At 65.4% G+C, this 15,479-nt stretch carries 14 protein-coding genes and 1 riboswitch; of the genes, 11 read left to right on the forward strand and 3 right to left on the reverse strand.

Features of this window, described 5'->3' with window-relative positions; genetic code table 11:
• Window positions 1-263 precede the first annotated feature (263 nt).
• The 8 genes from ACRQ5Q_RS31715 to ACRQ5Q_RS31750 all read left to right on the forward strand — a co-directional run bounded on the left by ACRQ5Q_RS31715 (window position 264) and on the right by ACRQ5Q_RS31750 (window position 9,598).
• On the forward strand, window positions 264-1,022 hold the full coding sequence (locus tag ACRQ5Q_RS31715) for an enoyl-CoA hydratase-related protein (RefSeq protein WP_439373937.1): 759 nt from the start codon (window positions 264-266) through the stop codon (window positions 1,020-1,022).
• A 274-nt stretch (window positions 1,023-1,296) separates the two neighbouring features.
• The gene (locus ACRQ5Q_RS31720) at window positions 1,297-2,955 is read left to right on the forward strand and encodes a bifunctional metallophosphatase/5'-nucleotidase (RefSeq protein ID WP_439373936.1); all 1,659 of its coding nucleotides are present in this window, start codon (window positions 1,297-1,299) and stop codon (window positions 2,953-2,955) included.
• A gap of 133 nt (window positions 2,956-3,088) precedes the next feature.
• Window positions 3,089-4,018 (forward strand): histone deacetylase family protein, encoded by a 930-nt coding sequence (locus ACRQ5Q_RS31725; RefSeq protein ID WP_439373935.1) that lies wholly within the window; start codon window positions 3,089-3,091, stop codon window positions 4,016-4,018.
• A 74-nt stretch (window positions 4,019-4,092) separates the two neighbouring features.
• Window positions 4,093-4,344, forward strand: coding sequence for an exodeoxyribonuclease VII small subunit (locus ACRQ5Q_RS31730; protein ID WP_439373934.1), 252 nt, complete (start codon window positions 4,093-4,095; stop codon window positions 4,342-4,344).
• Between the two features lie 577 nt (window positions 4,345-4,921).
• Window positions 4,922-6,850 (forward strand): 1-deoxy-D-xylulose-5-phosphate synthase, encoded by a 1,929-nt coding sequence (gene dxs / locus ACRQ5Q_RS31735; RefSeq protein WP_439373933.1) that lies wholly within the window; start codon window positions 4,922-4,924, stop codon window positions 6,848-6,850.
• 194 nt (window positions 6,851-7,044) lie between these two features.
• Window positions 7,045-7,599 carry a nucleoside 2-deoxyribosyltransferase gene (locus ACRQ5Q_RS31740; protein ID WP_439373932.1) on the forward strand — a complete coding sequence of 185 codons (555 nt, stop codon included), beginning with the start codon at window positions 7,045-7,047 and terminating at the stop codon, window positions 7,597-7,599.
• A gap of 24 nt (window positions 7,600-7,623) precedes the next feature.
• Window positions 7,624-8,358, forward strand: a complete 735-nt coding sequence (locus tag ACRQ5Q_RS31745) for a TlyA family RNA methyltransferase (protein ID WP_439373931.1) — start codon at window positions 7,624-7,626, stop codon at window positions 8,356-8,358.
• Window positions 8,351-9,598 (forward strand): class I SAM-dependent RNA methyltransferase, encoded by a 1,248-nt coding sequence (locus ACRQ5Q_RS31750; protein ID WP_439393889.1) that lies wholly within the window; start codon window positions 8,351-8,353, stop codon window positions 9,596-9,598. Before ACRQ5Q_RS31745 ends, ACRQ5Q_RS31750 begins: the two co-directional genes overlap by 8 nt.
• A 5-nt stretch (window positions 9,599-9,603) precedes the next feature.
• Here the strand turns inward: ACRQ5Q_RS31750 and ACRQ5Q_RS31755 are convergent, their stop codons facing one another.
• Entirely contained in the window at window positions 9,604-10,206 is a 603-nt protein-coding gene (locus ACRQ5Q_RS31755) for a hypothetical protein (protein WP_439393891.1), read from the reverse strand.
• Window positions 10,207-10,426: 220 nt separating this feature from the next.
• Here ACRQ5Q_RS31755 and ACRQ5Q_RS31760 point away from each other — a divergent pair, with 220 nt between their 5' ends.
• Window positions 10,427-11,485, forward strand: a complete 1,059-nt coding sequence (locus tag ACRQ5Q_RS31760) for a class I SAM-dependent methyltransferase (RefSeq protein ID WP_439373928.1) — start codon at window positions 10,427-10,429, stop codon at window positions 11,483-11,485.
• Window positions 11,486-11,709: 224 nt separating this feature from the next.
• Here ACRQ5Q_RS31760 and ACRQ5Q_RS31765 read toward each other — a convergent pair whose 3' ends face one another.
• The gene (locus ACRQ5Q_RS31765; RefSeq protein WP_439393892.1) at window positions 11,710-12,345 is read right to left on the reverse strand and encodes a hypothetical protein; all 636 of its coding nucleotides are present in this window, start codon (window positions 12,343-12,345) and stop codon (window positions 11,710-11,712) included.
• Between the two features lie 166 nt (window positions 12,346-12,511).
• Window positions 12,512-13,375 carry a DUF1194 domain-containing protein gene (locus ACRQ5Q_RS31770; protein WP_439373926.1) on the reverse strand — a complete coding sequence of 288 codons (864 nt, stop codon included), beginning with the start codon at window positions 13,373-13,375 and terminating at the stop codon, window positions 12,512-12,514.
• A 314-nt stretch (window positions 13,376-13,689) separates the two neighbouring features.
• Window positions 13,690-13,765: riboswitch (Fluoride riboswitch) on the forward strand.
• 96 nt (window positions 13,766-13,861) lie between these two features.
• On the opposite strand from ACRQ5Q_RS31770, the gene ACRQ5Q_RS31775 reads away from it, so the two are divergent.
• On the forward strand, window positions 13,862-15,070 hold the full coding sequence (locus ACRQ5Q_RS31775) for an MFS transporter (protein WP_439393894.1): 1,209 nt from the start codon (window positions 13,862-13,864) through the stop codon (window positions 15,068-15,070).
• 19 nt (window positions 15,071-15,089) lie between these two features.
• Entirely contained in the window at window positions 15,090-15,479 is a 390-nt protein-coding gene (crcB, locus tag ACRQ5Q_RS31780; RefSeq protein WP_439373924.1) for a fluoride efflux transporter CrcB, read from the forward strand.

The following is a 15,479-nucleotide window of genomic DNA, read 5'->3' on the forward strand; positions in this document are numbered from 1 at the left end:
GCCTCACAACCAATGGTCTTTCAAACAAAACATTGTAGCCATTTGTTGCAGCGCGCAATGGAGCGTGCAAGACAATACAACCGGCGCGATCTGACGCGATGGGGCGGACGGAAGAGAGTTATGGCAGCGGTGTCATCCGCCGGGCTCACGGAATAGCTTTCGAAAAGGTCGCGCGGGCGGATTGGCACGCCTGCAAGATGATGTAGGCTGATGTTTGCGAGACTCGCCAAGGTCAAGCGTCTCGGCGAGCCCAGGGGGTCCTTATGCCGAACGGCAATATCATCGTCACTGAAGAGCGTGGAACGCGCGTGATCACGCTGCGCCGCCCTGGCAAGAAGAATGCGATCACGCAGGACATGTACCGGGAGATGAGCCACGCGATCGACACCGCGCAGAACAATCCCGACATCCGCTGCATGATCATCACCGGCGGCTCCGGCGTATTCACGGCCGGTGACGATATCGACGATTTTCTCCACGCCGATACGGCGCGCCCGGAGACGCTGTCGAACGGCGCCAAGTTTCTCTATTCGCTCGCCCTCAACACCAAGCCGATCATCGCAGCCGTGGATGGTGCGTCGATCGGAATGGGCACCGTGATGCTGTTTCATTGCGACTACGTGCTCGCCTCGACGGCCGCGACGTTCTCCGCGCCCTACATCAAGCTCGGGCTCGTTCCGGTCGGCGCGGCCAGCCTCCTGATGCCGAACACGATGGGGTACCAGCGTGCCTTCGCGATGCTGGTGATGGGGCGAACCTTCACCGCCGCGGAAGCCGAAGCCGCAGGCTTCGTCAACAGCGTGGTCTCGCCGGGACATACCGAGGTCGAGGCGCGCAAGGTGGCGCGCGAGATCTGCCGGCTGCCGGCCGAGGCCGTCGCGACCTCGCGCAAACTGCTGCGCACCCCGCCGGAAGGATTGACCCGCCGCATCGACCAGGAGGCCCATCTGTTCGGCGAGCGGCTGAAATCGGACGATGCCGTGGCTGCGTTCAACGCGTTCGCGAACAGGAAGAAGCGGTGAGCTGTTCCCTCTGCCCTAGCGGGAGAGGGTGGCTCGCCGCGTAGCGGCGAGACTGGTGAGGGGTTCTACCCGCGAGCACCTCTCTCACATTGGTACTCGCGGAGAGATACCCCTCATCCGGCGCCATAGCCGAAGCTTCGCTTCGGCGTTCCCAAGAACGGCGGCCGAAGGCCGCCTATGCCACCTTCTCCCACAAGGGGAGAAGGAAGAAAGTGCGGCACGTTCACGATAATGCATCGTGAACTCCTCGCGCGGAACGACTAGTCTCGATGCCATGCAATACCGATCCATCCTTGCTGCGCTCGCCCTCGCGCTAGCCCCCCTGCCCTCCTCCGCCCAGCCCGCCGCACCCGTCGAGCTGCGCATTCTCGCGATCAACGATTTCCACGGCAATCTGCGGCCGCCGCCGGGCGGGATCCGCATCAATGACCCCGAGGACAAGGCCAGGAAGGTGATGGTCGCGGCCGGCGGCGCCGAGTACATGGCGACGCTGGTCAAGCAGCTGCGCGAGGGGCACAAGAACACGATCTTCGTTGCCGCCGGCGATCTGATCGGGGCGAGCCCGTTCCTGTCCGCGATGTTTCACGACGAGCCCTCGATCGAGTCGCTCTCGATGATGGGCCTTGCGATCACCTCGGTCGGCAATCACGAGTTCGACGAGGGCAGGACCGAGCTCTTGCGGATGCAGAACGGCGGCTGCCATCCGGTCGACGGCTGCCAGGGGCCGCATCCGTTCCTAGGTGCCAAATTCCATTATCTCGCGGCCTCCACGGTGGAGACGGCAACCGGCAAGACCGTGCTGCCGCCTTACGAGATCAGGGAGTACGAGGGCATTCCCGTTGCCTTCATCGGACTGACGCTGAAGGAGACAGCGGGCATCGTGTCGCCATCAGGCATCGCAGGACTCGAATTCCGCGACGAGGCCGAGACGGTGAATGCGCTGGTGCCGCAATTGAAGGCGGGTGGCGTCGAGGCGATCGTGGTGCTGATCCACCAGGGCGGCGAGCCCTCGGGCGACTACAATGAATGCCCTGCGATTACCGGGCCCATCGTCGACATCGTGAGAAAGTTCGATCGCGCGGTCGACGTCGTCGTCAGCGGCCACACCCACCGCGCCTATGTCTGCGATATCGACGGCCGGCTCGTCACCAGCGGCGACAAATACGGCACGCTGGTCACGGCGATCGACCTCGAGCTCGATCCTGTGACCCGCGACATCGTCGGCGCGAAGGCCGAGAACGTCATCGTGGCCAATGCCCCGCTCGCGAAGGACCCCGAACAGACCGCGCTGATCGAGGCCTATGACAAGCTGTCCGCGCCGATCGCCAACCGGCCGGCCGGATCGGTGACGCAGACGTTGTCGCGCGTTCCGAACGAGGCCGGCGAAAGCGCGCTCGGCGATGTCATCGCGGATGCGCAGCTCGCCGCGACCAGGGACGGCAAGGATGGCGGCGCCGTCATCGCGCTCACCAATCCCGGCGGCATCCGCACCGATATCGTCCCGAAGGAGAACGGCGCGATAACTTTCGGCGATGTCTTCGCCAGCCAGCCGTTTCGCAACCGCCTTGTCACCATGACGCTGACCGGCAGCCAGCTCAAGGACATGCTGGAACAGCAATGGCTCGATCCGAAGCGGCCGCGGATCCTGCAGGTGTCGAACGGGTTCCGCTACACCTGGGACAGCGCGAAGCCGTTCGGCGAGCGCGTGATCGCAGAGAAGATGACGCTCAACGGCAGGCCGATCGAGCAGGCCAGCGGCTACCGCGTCACCCTCAATGATTATCTCGCCGTCGGCGGCGACGGCTTCACGGTCGCCAAGCAGGGCTCGGCGCCACAATATGGCGGCTACGACGCCGACGCACTGTTCGCCTTTTTCCGGGCGCACGGGCCGATCGGCCCGCTGCCTCCGACTCGCATCCTGCGCGTGAATTGATCCGGATCAAACCGGCCGGAACGGGACAACCCTTTGCCATTTGTAACCAAGCGCATAGATTGGTTTGGCATTGCGTTTTGGCGCGAGATGCGCCAAGCGACGGCAAGAGCCCGCATCCCATGAGGCCGACCTGATGAGCACGCTTCTTCTTTCCCACAAGGCCTGCCTCGACCACGTCACGCCGCCTGGACACCCCGAACGACCGGACCGCCTGCGCGCGGTGGAGGAAGCGCTGTCGCACGAGCGTTTCCAGTTTCTCGTGCGCGATCAGGCGCCGGAGGGCGATCTCGACCTCGTCTCGCTCTGCCACAACGAGCACTACGTCACAGAGCTGCGCCACATCGCGCCGACCAGCGGCCAGGTCTATATCGATGGCGACACCTCGATGTCGCCGGGCACATGGGAAGCGGTGATGCGTGGCGTCGGCGGTGCGGTGGCGGCGACCGAAGCGGTGATGGCGGGCGAGCACCGCAACGCCTTCGTCGCGGTGCGCCCGCCGGGCCATCACGCCGAGATCGGCAAGCCGATGGGCTTCTGCTTCTTCGACAACGTCGCGATCGCCGCGCGCCATGCGCAGCGCAAATACGGCATCAAGCGCGCGGCCATCGTCGATTTCGACGTGCATCACGGTAACGGCACGCAGGACATCTTCTGGTCCGACCCGACCGTGATGTACTGCTCGACGCACCAGATGCCGCTGTTTCCGGGCACCGGCGCGAAGAGCGAGCGCGGCGACCACGACACCATCGTCAACGCGCCGCTGGCCTCGGAAGACGGCGGCCCCGAGTTCCGCTCCGCGTTCGAGAATTTGATTTTGCCGCAGCTCGAAAAATTCAGCCCCGAGCTGCTCATCATCTCGGCCGGCTTCGATGCGCATTACCGCGATCCGCTGGCGTCGCTGAACCTGCGCGCGGAGGATTATGCCTGGGTGACGCGCAAGCTGATGGACCTCGCCGACAAGTCTGCCGGGGGGCGCATTGTTTCGGTGCTCGAGGGCGGCTATGACCTGCAAGGATTGAAAGAATCTGTTACGGCGCATGTCGGCGCCCTGATGGGCGCCTGAAAGCACTCGCCACATTAAGCCCGCAAAACCCGCCTTCACTCCGGGGAAAGCGAATCGGGCGATCGGAAGCGGATATGGCCGAAAGTACCCAAGTCGACGTCTCCAGGCTCACCTTCGAGCGCGCGATCGAGGAACTCGAAACGATCGTGAAGCGGCTCGAGGACGGCAAGGTGCCGCTCGAGGAATCCGTGACGATCTACGAGCGCGGCGAGGCCTTGAAGCGCCGCTGCGAGGAACTGTTGCGCCAGGCCGAGGCCCGTGTCGACAAGATCACCACCGATGCCAGTGGCCAGCCCACCGGCACCGCGCCGCTCGACGTCCAGTAACGTCGAGGGCCCCCCGCTCCAGATCTGAAGCCTGCATTTTTCATGATCGCACGCTGTTGGATTCCCGGGCGCGGCGGACCGACCGGGACAAGGATCCGGGAACCCTCTCCGGAGGGCCTCCGCCCCTGGAATCCGCCGCAAAAGCCCTTGCTTGCGGCCGAAATCCAGCCGCGGAACCGGACGAGAATGGAACCCCTCACCCGGTGCTGCGATTAACCACTTCTGGCCCGGGGGTTGCACGTGCATGCCCGTAATCGGCCCAGCGGGTTGGCTTTGGCCCAAGCTTTGGTGTAAAGCTGCGCGGAGTGTGGCTTTTTGTAAGCCTTGCGTAGGCACTGATTACCAACGACAAGCGCTTCAAATTGCTAATGAAATTGGCTGGGACGGACGAAGCCGATCTAAGTGACAGGGGTCACAGAGACTGAACCGGAGCGTACCAAAGCTCACCTAAGCTTGACGACGGGGCCTTGCCCCATGCAGGTGGCTCCGACGGTTTGAGGACTCGCGCTGCGCCGATATTGTGCAAACCCATCGCGCACCGGAACGATCTTCCGGCGCTGACAAATTGGAAATCGCCGTGAACGCATACAGTAAGACGCCGCTTCTCGACACCATCCGGACGCCGGAAGACCTGCGCAAGCTCAAGATCGAGCAGGTTCGCCAGGTCGCCGACGAGCTGCGGCAGGAGACGATCGACGCCGTCTCGGTGACCGGCGGTCACTTCGGCGCGGGCCTCGGCGTGGTCGAGCTCACGACCGCGATCCATTACGTCTTCGATACGCCGCGGGACCGCCTGATCTGGGACGTCGGCCACCAGGCCTATCCCCACAAGATCCTCACCGGCCGGCGCGACCGCATCCGCACCCTGCGCACCGGCGGCGGCCTGTCCGGCTTCACCAAGCGCAGCGAGAGCGACTACGATCCGTTCGGCGCGGCACATTCCTCGACCTCGATCTCTGCCGGCCTCGGCATGGCCGTGGCGCGCGACCTCTCCGGCGGCAAGAACAACGTTATCGCCGTGATCGGTGACGGTGCGATGTCGGCGGGCATGGCCTATGAGGCCATGAACAATGCGGGTGCGATGAACTCGCGCCTGATCGTCATCCTCAACGACAACGACATGTCGATCGCCCCGCCGGTCGGCGCCATGAGCGCCTATCTGTCGCGGCTCTACTCAGGCAAGACCTATCGCACGCTGCGCGAGGCGGCCAAGCAGATCAACAAGCGCCTGCCCAAGATCATCGCCAACCGCGCCAACCGGGTCGAGGAATATTCGCGCGGCTTCATGATGGACGGCGGCACGCTGTTCGAGGAGCTCGGCTTCTACTACGTCGGCCCGATCGACGGCCATAACCTCGACCACCTCCTGCCCGTGCTGAAGAACGTGCGCGACATGGAGGAAGGCCCGATCCTGGTTCACGTCGTGACGCAGAAGGGCAAGGGTTACGGCCCGGCGGAAGCTTCCGCGGACAAGTACCATGCCGTCGTCAAGTTCGACGTCGCGACCGGCACGCAGGCCAAGGCCAAGCCGAATGCTCCGGCCTACCAGAACGTGTTCGGCCAGAGCCTCGTCAAGGAAGCGCAGAAGGACGACAAGATCGTCGCCATCACGGCGGCGATGCCGTCCGGCACCGGCGTCGATATCTTCAACAAGGCGTTCCCGGACCGCACCTTCGACGTCGGTATCGCCGAGCAGCACGCGGTGACCTTCGCCGCCGGTCTTGCCAGCGAAGGTTACAAGCCGTTCTGCGCGATCTACTCGACCTTCCTGCAGCGCGGCTACGACCAGATCGTGCATGACGTCGCGATCCAGAATCTGCCCGTCCGCTTCGCCATCGACCGCGCCGGCCTGGTCGGCGCCGACGGCGCGACGCATGCCGGCTCGTTCGACAACGCCTATCTCGGCTGTCTGCCCAATATGGTGATCATGGCGGCGGCGGACGAGGCCGAATTGGTGCACATGGTGGCGACCCAGGTCGCGATCAACGACCGTCCGAGCTCGCTGCGCTACCCACGCGGCGAAGGCCGCGGCATCGAGATGCCAGAAGTCGGCATTCCGCTCGAGATCGGCAAGGGCCGCATGATCCGCCAGGGCAGCAAGATCGCCCTGCTCTCGTTCGGCACCCGCCTCGCCGAATGCGAGAAGGCCGCCGACGAGCTCGCCGCCCACGGCCTGTCGACCACGATCGCGGATGCGCGCTTCATGAAGCCGCTCGACACCGAGCTGGTGCTCAAGCTCGCCCGCGACCACGAAATCCTGATCACGATCGAGGAAGGCTCGATCGGCGGCTTCGGCTCGCATGTCGCGCAGTTCCTGACCGATCAGGGCGTGCTCGACACCGGCATGGTCAAGTTCCGCTCGATGGTGCTGCCGGACGTGTTCCAGGACCACGACACGCCCGCCGCGATGTACGCCCGCGCCGGCCTCGACGCCAAGGGTATCGTCGCCAAGGTGTTCGAAGCGCTCGGCAAGGACGTGAAGGCCGAGACGGTCAAGCTGGCTTGATACGTCCTAGAGGGGCACTGGACCCACCTCTCCCATAGGGAGAGGTCGGTCGCGCAAGCGATCCGGGTGAGGGGTTCAGGTCCCACGTGAGAGCGTAACCCCTCACCCGCGCCTTCGGCGCGACCTCTCCCTCCTGGAGAGGTTTTGCACCGCCGACGCCGCGGCAACTCGATGCCTCCTTGGTCGGTGGTCCCATGAAAATCTATCTGGCAGGTCCTGACGTGTTCCTGCCGGATGCGGTCGAGATCGGCCGGCGCAAGGTCGATATCTGCGCGGCGCACGGGCACACCGGCCTCTATCCCCTCGACAACGCGATCGACCTCACCGCGCCCGACGTCTCGCGGCAGATCTTTTGCGGCAACGAGGCGATGATGGATGCGGCCGATGCCATCATCGCCAACCTCACCCCGTTCCGCGGCGCCGGCGCCGATCCCGGCACCGTCTACGAGCTCGGCTACATGGCCGGCCGCCGCAAATTCTGCCTAGCCTATTCCAACGACGGCGCCGTCTATGCCGACCGCGTCGGCCGGTTCATGGAGGTCACGTCCGAAGACGGGCGGCTGCTCGATGCCCAGGGGTTGACGGTCGAGGATTTCGGCCTCGTCGACAACCTCATGATGATCCACGCGCTGGAGCTGCACGGCTGCCCGCTGGTGACGCCGGCCACGATGCCCATCGACGTCTGGCACGATCTTGCCGCGTTCGAGACTTGCGTCCGGATCGCGGCCGCGCGATTGATCGCTAAATAAGCGCAAATTCTCGTTGGAGAGCCAATGTCCCCTGCCCGCAAGCGCGCGGATGTATTGCTGGTCGAGCGCGGCCTGTTCGAGAGCCGGGCACGGGCGCGCGCGGCGATCGAGGCCGGCCTCGTCACCGCCGATGAGAAGAAGGTTTCAAGACCGTCGGAGACCATCGCCGAGGACGCAGTGATCCAGGCTGATCCCGCGCACCCCTACGTCTCGCGCGGCGGCGTCAAGCTCGCGGGCGCGCTGGAGCGTTATCCGATCGAGATCGAGGATCATGTCTGCCTCGACGTCGGTGCCTCCACCGGCGGCTTCACCGAAGTGCTGCTGGCGAACGGCGCAAGCCTGGTGTTCGCGATCGATGTCGGAACCGGCCAGCTGCATCCCTCGCTGCGCGGTCATCCCAAGATCGTGTCGATGGAGGAGACGGATATCCGCGCCTATGACGGCAGGCGCCTGCCGGCGCGGCCGGACGTCGTGGTGATCGACGTCAGCTTCATCTCGCTCAAGAGCGTGCTGCCGGTGGCGCTGTCGCTCGCGGCCGCGCCCATGAGCCTGCTGGCGCTGATCAAGCCGCAATTCGAGGCTGACAGGAAGCACAACAAGAAGGGCATCATCCGCGACGCCGCCGTGCACAAGGAGATCTGCGACGACATCGCGGCGTTTGCGGCCTCGCTCGGCTGCACCGACGTCGAGGTGTTCCCCTCCTCGATCGCGGGCGGCGACGGCAACATCGAATTCTTCCTGGGCGCGCGCCGTGGTTGAGCGCTTGACCATCGATCATGTCGGCCATCGCGGCGACGGCGTCTCGCTCACCACGCGCGATGCGGTCTATGTGCCCTATACGCTTGCCGGCGAGACCGTCGAGGTCGACCACGTCGCGGGGCACCATCCCGACCGCCGCAAGCTGCTGGCGGTGGACGTCGCCAGCCCCGAGCGCATCGAACCGTTCTGTCCGCATTTCGGCGTCTGCGGCGGCTGCGCCATCCAGCACTGGGCCGCGGAGCCGTATCATGCCTGGAAGCGCCGCATCGTGGTGGAGACGCTGGCGCAGGCCGGCCTCGACTGCGAGGTGGCACCGCTGGTCGATGCCCATGGCGCGGGGCGCAGGCGCATCACGCTGCATGGCCGCTTCGGCACGCATGACGTCCTCAAGGTCGGCTTCTCGGCGACGAGCTCGCATGACGTCATCCCGATCCATCGCTGCCCGATCCTCGATCCCGCACTCGAGGGCGCGCTCGATGCGGCCTGGGCGATCGCAGAGCCACTGACGTCGAAAATGCCGGTGACGAAGCCGCTCGACATCCAGGTCACGGCCACCATCAACGGCCTCGACGTCGACGTGCGCGGCTCCGGCCCACTGCCGACGCCGCTGGTCACCGCGCTGTCGCGCATCGCCGGACAGCATCGCCTCGCACGGCTGACGCGCCATGGCGAGTTGGTGCTGCAACGCCTCGCGCCGACGGTGCGAATGGGCCGCGCCGAGGTGACGCTGCCGCCCGGCTCGTTCCTGCAGGCCACCGTCGCCGGCGAAGAGACGCTGGCCGCGCTCGTCGCAGAGCGCGTCGGCAAGGCCAAGGAGGTCCTCGATCTCTTCTGCGGCGTCGGACCGTTTGCGTTGCGGCTCGCCGAGAAGGCGCGTGTCACCGCCTGTGACAGCGACCCCGGCGCGATCGCAGCGCTCGCAAAGGCAGCGCGCACGCCGGGGCTCAAGCCAATCAAGGCCGAGCCGCGCGACCTGTTCCGCCGCCCGCTGGTGCCGCCGGAGCTGCGCGACTTCGATGCCGTGGTGTTCGATCCCCCGCGCCAGGGCGCGCAGGCGCAGGCGCTGAAGCTTGCCGCGAGCAAAGTGCCGGCGGTGGTCGCCGTCTCCTGCAACGTCGCCACCTTCGCCCGCGACGCACGAATCCTGATCGACGGCGGCTACAGGATCGAGAGCGTGGTGCCGGTCGACCAGTTCCGGCACACGCCGCATGTGGAGCTGGTGGCGAAGTTCACACGCTGATTTTGCTAGCGGCGCAGCCCGCTCAGCGCCGGCGACTCGCCGGGCAGCATGTTCGACCTGATATCGCTGTCCATGCGGCCCGAGTCCTGCTGGATGAACCCGGCCCCGAACGACAGGCTGAGGTTGGAGGTCGGCTTGAACTCGACACCCGCGAATGCGCTGTATCCCGGTGCGGCGCCGGATGTCAGCGGCGCAATCGAGCTGCCGATGCCGTTGCCGAATTTCAGCGTGTCGAACCCGGCAAAGAACGTGACGGGCATGCCGCCCGCGGTCTTGGTGTTGTAGCCGAACTGCGTGCTGTCATAGGAGAGCGCGCTGAAATTGCCGGCGAGGCCAGTCTGGCTGAGGCCGCTCCAATTCAGGTTGCCACGCTGGCTGCCGACGAAGAAGCCGTTGGCAAAGCTGGTACGTCCACCTGCGTCACCGGCATTGAAGCCCGGATAATTGGCGTAAGCCTCGGAGCTCTGGCCATCGCTGCCGCCATAGCCGAAGGCCCCACCCGGGATCCAATATCTGAGGGGTGCGACTTGCGCATGAGCGGGCGCTCCGCAATAGCAGAGCATGGCGAAGAGAGTGGCGAGAACACAGGAACGAGCAGGGCTAGGCATTCAGGCGACCGTCAAAAAGCGCGCGAATTATACGCCCGGGAGCGTGCGAATACCAGCGACGCGGTGCCACTGATGCGGCCTCCAGTTCCCGATCACCTCTTCCTGACGCGTTGAACCTCCTCCACGTCGGATTGACCCATTTAAGGAACGCGCGCAAGCTCCCGCCCGCGCTTTGAATGCGCAGACCTGTGAAAATGCCCGTCATTGCATGGAGGCTATCATGGAGGTCAATTCCGACAGGTTGAATGCCTTTATGGGCAAGATGATCACCGAGGTGGGGGCGGCAATGAACGCCTCGCTGGTCCTGCTCGGCGACAAGCTGGGCCTTTACCGCGCCCTCGCCGCCAAGGGGCCGATGAACTCCGCCGAGCTCGCCAGCGCCACCGGGACGACCGAGCGTTATGTCCGCGAATGGCTCTCGAGCCAGGCGGCATCCGGCTACGTCGAATACGACACTGCTTCAGGAAAATTCTCGATGCTGCCGGAGCAGGCGATGGCGCTTGCGGATCAGGACAGCCCGGTATTCCTCGGCGCGGTCGGCAATGTCATTGCCGCGGCGTTTCTCGACGAGCCGAAGGTCACCGACGCGTTCAAGACCGGCAAGGGTGTCGGCTGGAACCGGCGCAGCGAGTGCCTGTTCTGCGGCACCGCCCGCTTCTTCCGCACCGGCTATATGCATCATCTCGTGCAGGAGTGGCTGCCGGCGCTCGACGGCGTCGTGGACAAGCTGACGCGCGGCGCCAAGGTCGCCGATGTCGGCTGCGGCCACGGCGTCTCGACGCGGCTGATGGCGGAAGCCTTCCCGAACTCGCGCTTCTACGGCTTCGACTATCACGAGGGCTCGATCGAGGCGGCACGGAAAGCGGCCAACGAGGCAAAGCTGGGCGACCGGGTCTCCTTCGCCGTTCACTCCGCCAAGTCCTATCCGGCCGAAGGCTACGATCTCGTCTGCTTTTTCGATTGCCTGCACGACATGGGCGATCCCGTCGGCGCCATCAGCCACGTGCGCGAGACCATGGCCAAGGACGGCACCTGCATGCTGGTCGAGCCGTTTGCAGGCGATCGCCTCGAAGACAATCTCAATCCGGTCGGGCGCGTCTACTATGCGGCCTCGACCATGATCTGCACGCCGGCCTCGCTCGACCAGGAGGTGGGCCTCGCGCTGGGCGCGCAGGCCGGCGAAGCGCGGCTGCGCAAGGTCGCGCGCGAAGGCGGCCTGTCGCGCTTCCGCCGCGCCGCGGAGACGCCGTTCAATCTGATCCTCGAAGCGCGGATCTGACGTTTCTCACACGGCCCGTGGAGGCGGCATACGGCCATGCCGATGCCGCAGCCTCGCTGCACACCGACCCTCGCGCTGCAACGTAAGCTGGCGGCCGAAGCGCCGAACGGCGGCGTGCCCCCGTTGCCGCCGCTTGCGGCGAAACCGTCGACTTGGCGCGATTCCATCATCGCTCCCCGAGGTGGCCGCCTTAGGATGACGGTGTTCTCGCCAGGGCGGCGCGTTCAGGCGGTCTTGTCGACAGAGGACGACGAATCCGCCGGCGGATATTTCGTCACGGGCACCATGAAGGACTTGCTGCCAACCCGATAGATGATCTTGCCGTTCTTGCCGTCGTCGGTCGCGATCTGCGCCTGGCCGAACATGATGGCGTTCTTGTACACGTAGCCGGTACCCTGACGGGTGACGCCGTCGGTGGTGACGATGACCTGCGCTTCCTTGCCGTTGACCGAGAGCACCTTGAAGCTCGCGCTCTTGCCGTTGTCGCTGGAATAGCCGCCCCAGCTGCCCATCAGGCGGCTGTCGGACGCCGGCGGGTCCTGCTTCTGGAGATTCGCGGTCTGCCTGCCGGCACCACTCACCGAGAACAGCAGCACCATGTTCTTGCCGTCCTTGGTGCCGACCGTGACCCCGCCGTAGGTGATGAGAGACCCGTTGACCTCGCCAAAGCCGCGCTCGGTGTGGCCGTTATGGGTGTACTCGACCTGCGCCCGGGCACCGCGGATGTTCACGACCTTGAAGCTGACATCCCGGTTGTTGCCGACCCAATTGCCCTTCCACTCACCGAGCAGCCTGCTCTGGTGAAAGACTCGCTCGTTGGCGGGCGAAATCTGGCTGGTGCTCGACGTGACGATAGCCATCGGGTTGCTCGGATACGGGTCTGACACCCCGCTTTCGTTTGCGCGCCGACCGGCCAGGATGACGGCCGGACCTGCAGAAACAATTCGATTAGGCCCGCGCCCAGTTAACGAGCGGTTAAATTCAACCGTCGGCTGAGGCGGACAAAGAGTCTGATCCAGGGCGGCTTTAGCGGCCCCAGCGGTCCGACCAGATCTTCTCGCCGATCAGGCAGTTGACGCGCGGCTCCTTGTCGGCAACGCGCACCACGGGGCGCTCCGGCGTGCGGCCGGCAACCTCCATCAGCAGCTTGGTTCGGATCGCCTCCTTGAACTTCTCGCGGTCCTTGATCGCGATCACGAAGGAGCCGGGACCGCCGACGACGCAGTCCTCGTAGTAATAGTCGAGATTGTCGATATCCATGGTCGAATAGGAGGGCTCCTTGACCATGATCGGCAGGCCGTTGATGACGATGCCCTTCTCGAGCGCGGCATCGCGCGCCACCGTCACCGGGCTGCCATTATTGTTGGGACCGTCGCCCGAGATGTCGATGACGCGGCGCAGGCCCCGATAGGGATCCTCCTCGAACAGCGGCATCGCAAAGGTGATCGCGCCGGAGATCGAGGTGCGCGAGGCGCGCCGGATCGGCGTCTTCATGATTTCGGCGGCGACCGCATCCGCGGTCTCCGGTCCGTCGATCAGCCGCCAGGGAATGATGATCTTCTGGTCGGTGGAGGCGGCCCACTCGAAATAGGTCACCGCGATCCGTCCATTCGGACCCAGCTTCAGCGCCTGCAAGAACTCCTTCGACTGGATCGCCTGCGCATAGCCTTCGCGCTGGATCGCAAGCTCGTCCATGTCCATGGAGTAGGACACGTCGACGGCGAGGATGAGCTCGACATCGACCGTCTGCGCATCCTTGTCGGCCGCCAGCCGCTGCGGCTGATTCCCGGGCGGTTCAAACTTTGGCCCTGGTGCAGCCAAGCCCGCGACGTCCCCCCCGGCGAGCACGCCGGCCACCAGCACAGCCCCGATCGAGAACAGCAAGCGCATCGCAGCAGTCTCCGTCGTATGGCGCGATGGTGACATGCAATCGCCTTGCCGCAAAGTGCGAAGATCGCCTGCGCTTCACATTCAAGTGCATCGCCGCCGCGCGTTGCCGCCGTCTGGCCATAACGCTGACACGGGAACACGCGATCGCTCGCGCAGCCATTCCGGGGCGCGCGAAGCACGAACTCCGGCGCGCCCGGCGCGCCTGACAATCTCGAGCTTCCGGGTTCGATGCTGTGCACCGCCCCGGAATGACGGCGTTAGTGGAGACACGCACCCCGCCCACTTGTCCGGCGCGATTTCCATGCTAGGCTGGCCGCACAGATGGGGATGGAGTCCCCCGACAACCGCCCGGCGGATTGACCGTAGTGGGCTGACGACTCCTGCTTGAGGTGGGGCAATCATTGAGCCTCCGCCTTTGGCGGGAGCATGGACAAACCCGCCGATGGCGGGTTTTTTGTTGCCTGAAAAGCGGAAGAAGGAGAAGGCGTGGCGACGACGACACCGAGTGCTGCACGCAGCGGACTGCCCCGGGGAATCTGGGTGCTCGGCTTCGTCTCGATGCTGATGGACATCTCCTCCGAGATGATCCATGCGCTGCTGCCGGTCTATCTCGTCACCGTGCTTGGCGCATCCACGCTCGCGGTCGGCTTCATCGAGGGCATTGCGGAGGCCACCGCCTCGATCACCAAGATCTTCTCCGGTGCGCTGTCGGACTGGCTCGGCCGCCGCAAGCTGCTTGCTGCCCTGGGCTACGGACTAGCCGCGCTGACAAAACCGCTGTTCCCGCTCGCGCCGAGCGTCGGATGGCTGGTGGCGGCGCGCTTCATCGACCGAGTCGGCAAGGGCATCCGCGGCGCACCGCGCGATGCACTGATCGCCGATATCGCACCTCGCGGCCTGCGCGGCGCGAGCTTCGGCCTGCGGCAATCGCTCGACACCATCGGCGCCTTCGTCGGCCCGCTGCTCGCGATCGGCCTGATGTGGTGGACGGCGGGCAATTTTGCCCTCGTGTTCTGGTTCGCCGTGCTGCCGGCCTTCTTCTCGTTCGGCCTGATCGCCTTTGCCGTAAGTGAGCCGGAGCCTGACGCCAGCCGGGAGCGTACCGGCAATCCGCTCAAGTTCACGGCAATGCGGCAACTCGGATCGGTGTACTGGCGCGCGGTCGCGGTCGGCGTCGTGTTCACGCTCGCACGCTTCAGCGAGGCCTTCCTGATCCTGCGCGCGCAGAACATCGGGCTCAATGCGATGTGGGTCCCGGCCGTGCTGGTGCTGATGAACATCGCCTACGCACTCTCGGCCTATCCGGCCGGCGTGCTGTCGGACCGCATCAACCGCACCGGCCTGCTCGCGCTCGGCCTCGTCTTCCTCGCCGGCGCCGACCTTGCGCTCGCGCTGCTGCCGAACCTTGGCGGCCTCGCGCTCGGCGTCCTGCTGTGGGGACTGCATATGGGATTGACGCAGGGCCTGCTCTCGGCGCTCGTCGCCGATGCTGCGCCGCCGAGCCTGCGCGGCACGGCATTCGGCTATTTCAACCTGTTCACGGGCCTTGCCCTGCTGGCGGCGAGCGTGATCGCCGGGGCGCTGTGGGATGCCTATGGCCCGGCCGGCACGTTCCTGGCCGGGCTCGGGTTTGCACTGGTGTCGCTCGCGGGCTTGCTCGCCATCGGCAACGGGCTCGCAACGGAGGGCAAATGATGACGGAAGGCGGTTCATCGTGCTGAGCGGAGTGCTTGCGATCATGATCGGCAGCGTGCTGGGCGGCTGCGCGCGCTACTTCGTCTCCGGCGCGATCGCGCGGCGGCTCGGCGAGACGTTTCCGTGGGGCACCATGACCATCAACATCACCGGCGCCTTCCTGATCGGTATCTTTGGCGCGCTGGCGACGCATCCGGGCTCGGTCTTCGCCGCGCCCAATCCCTGGCTGTTCGCGGTGACCGGGTTCCTCGGCTGCTACACCACGGTGTCCTCGTTCAGCCTGCAAACGCTGACGCTCGCCCGTAACGGCGAGCCGATCCACGCGCTCGGCAATATCGTGGCCTCGGTCGGGCTGTGCCTCACGGCCGTGACTTGCGGCTTCCTGCTTGCGGATCGTTTGGGAGGCTAG

Origin of the sequence: Bradyrhizobium sp. PMVTL-01 (genome assembly GCF_051861855.1) — a bacterium.
Classification (GTDB): Bacteria; Pseudomonadota; Alphaproteobacteria; order Rhizobiales; family Xanthobacteraceae; genus Bradyrhizobium.

Coding starts and splice junctions, on each gene's coding strand:
- ACRQ5Q_RS31755 (WP_439393891.1), bottom strand. CDS start 10,206: ATGCCTAGCCCTGCTCGTTCCTGTGTTCTCGCCACTCTCTTCGCCATG.
- ACRQ5Q_RS31745 (WP_439373931.1), top strand. CDS start 7,624: ATGTCCCCTGCCCGCAAGCGCGCGGATGTATTGCTGGTCGAGCGCGGC.
- ACRQ5Q_RS31715 (WP_439373937.1), top strand. CDS start 264: ATGCCGAACGGCAATATCATCGTCACTGAAGAGCGTGGAACGCGCGTG.
- ACRQ5Q_RS31740 (WP_439373932.1), top strand. CDS start 7,045: ATGAAAATCTATCTGGCAGGTCCTGACGTGTTCCTGCCGGATGCGGTC.
- ACRQ5Q_RS31765 (WP_439393892.1), bottom strand. CDS start 12,345: ATGGCTATCGTCACGTCGAGCACCAGCCAGATTTCGCCCGCCAACGAG.
- ACRQ5Q_RS31770 (WP_439373926.1), bottom strand. CDS start 13,375: ATGCGCTTGCTGTTCTCGATCGGGGCTGTGCTGGTGGCCGGCGTGCTC.
- ACRQ5Q_RS31720 (WP_439373936.1), top strand. CDS start 1,297: ATGCAATACCGATCCATCCTTGCTGCGCTCGCCCTCGCGCTAGCCCCC.
- ACRQ5Q_RS31760 (WP_439373928.1), top strand. CDS start 10,427: ATGGAGGTCAATTCCGACAGGTTGAATGCCTTTATGGGCAAGATGATC.
- ACRQ5Q_RS31725 (WP_439373935.1), top strand. CDS start 3,089: ATGAGCACGCTTCTTCTTTCCCACAAGGCCTGCCTCGACCACGTCACG.
- ACRQ5Q_RS31730 (WP_439373934.1), top strand. CDS start 4,093: ATGGCCGAAAGTACCCAAGTCGACGTCTCCAGGCTCACCTTCGAGCGC.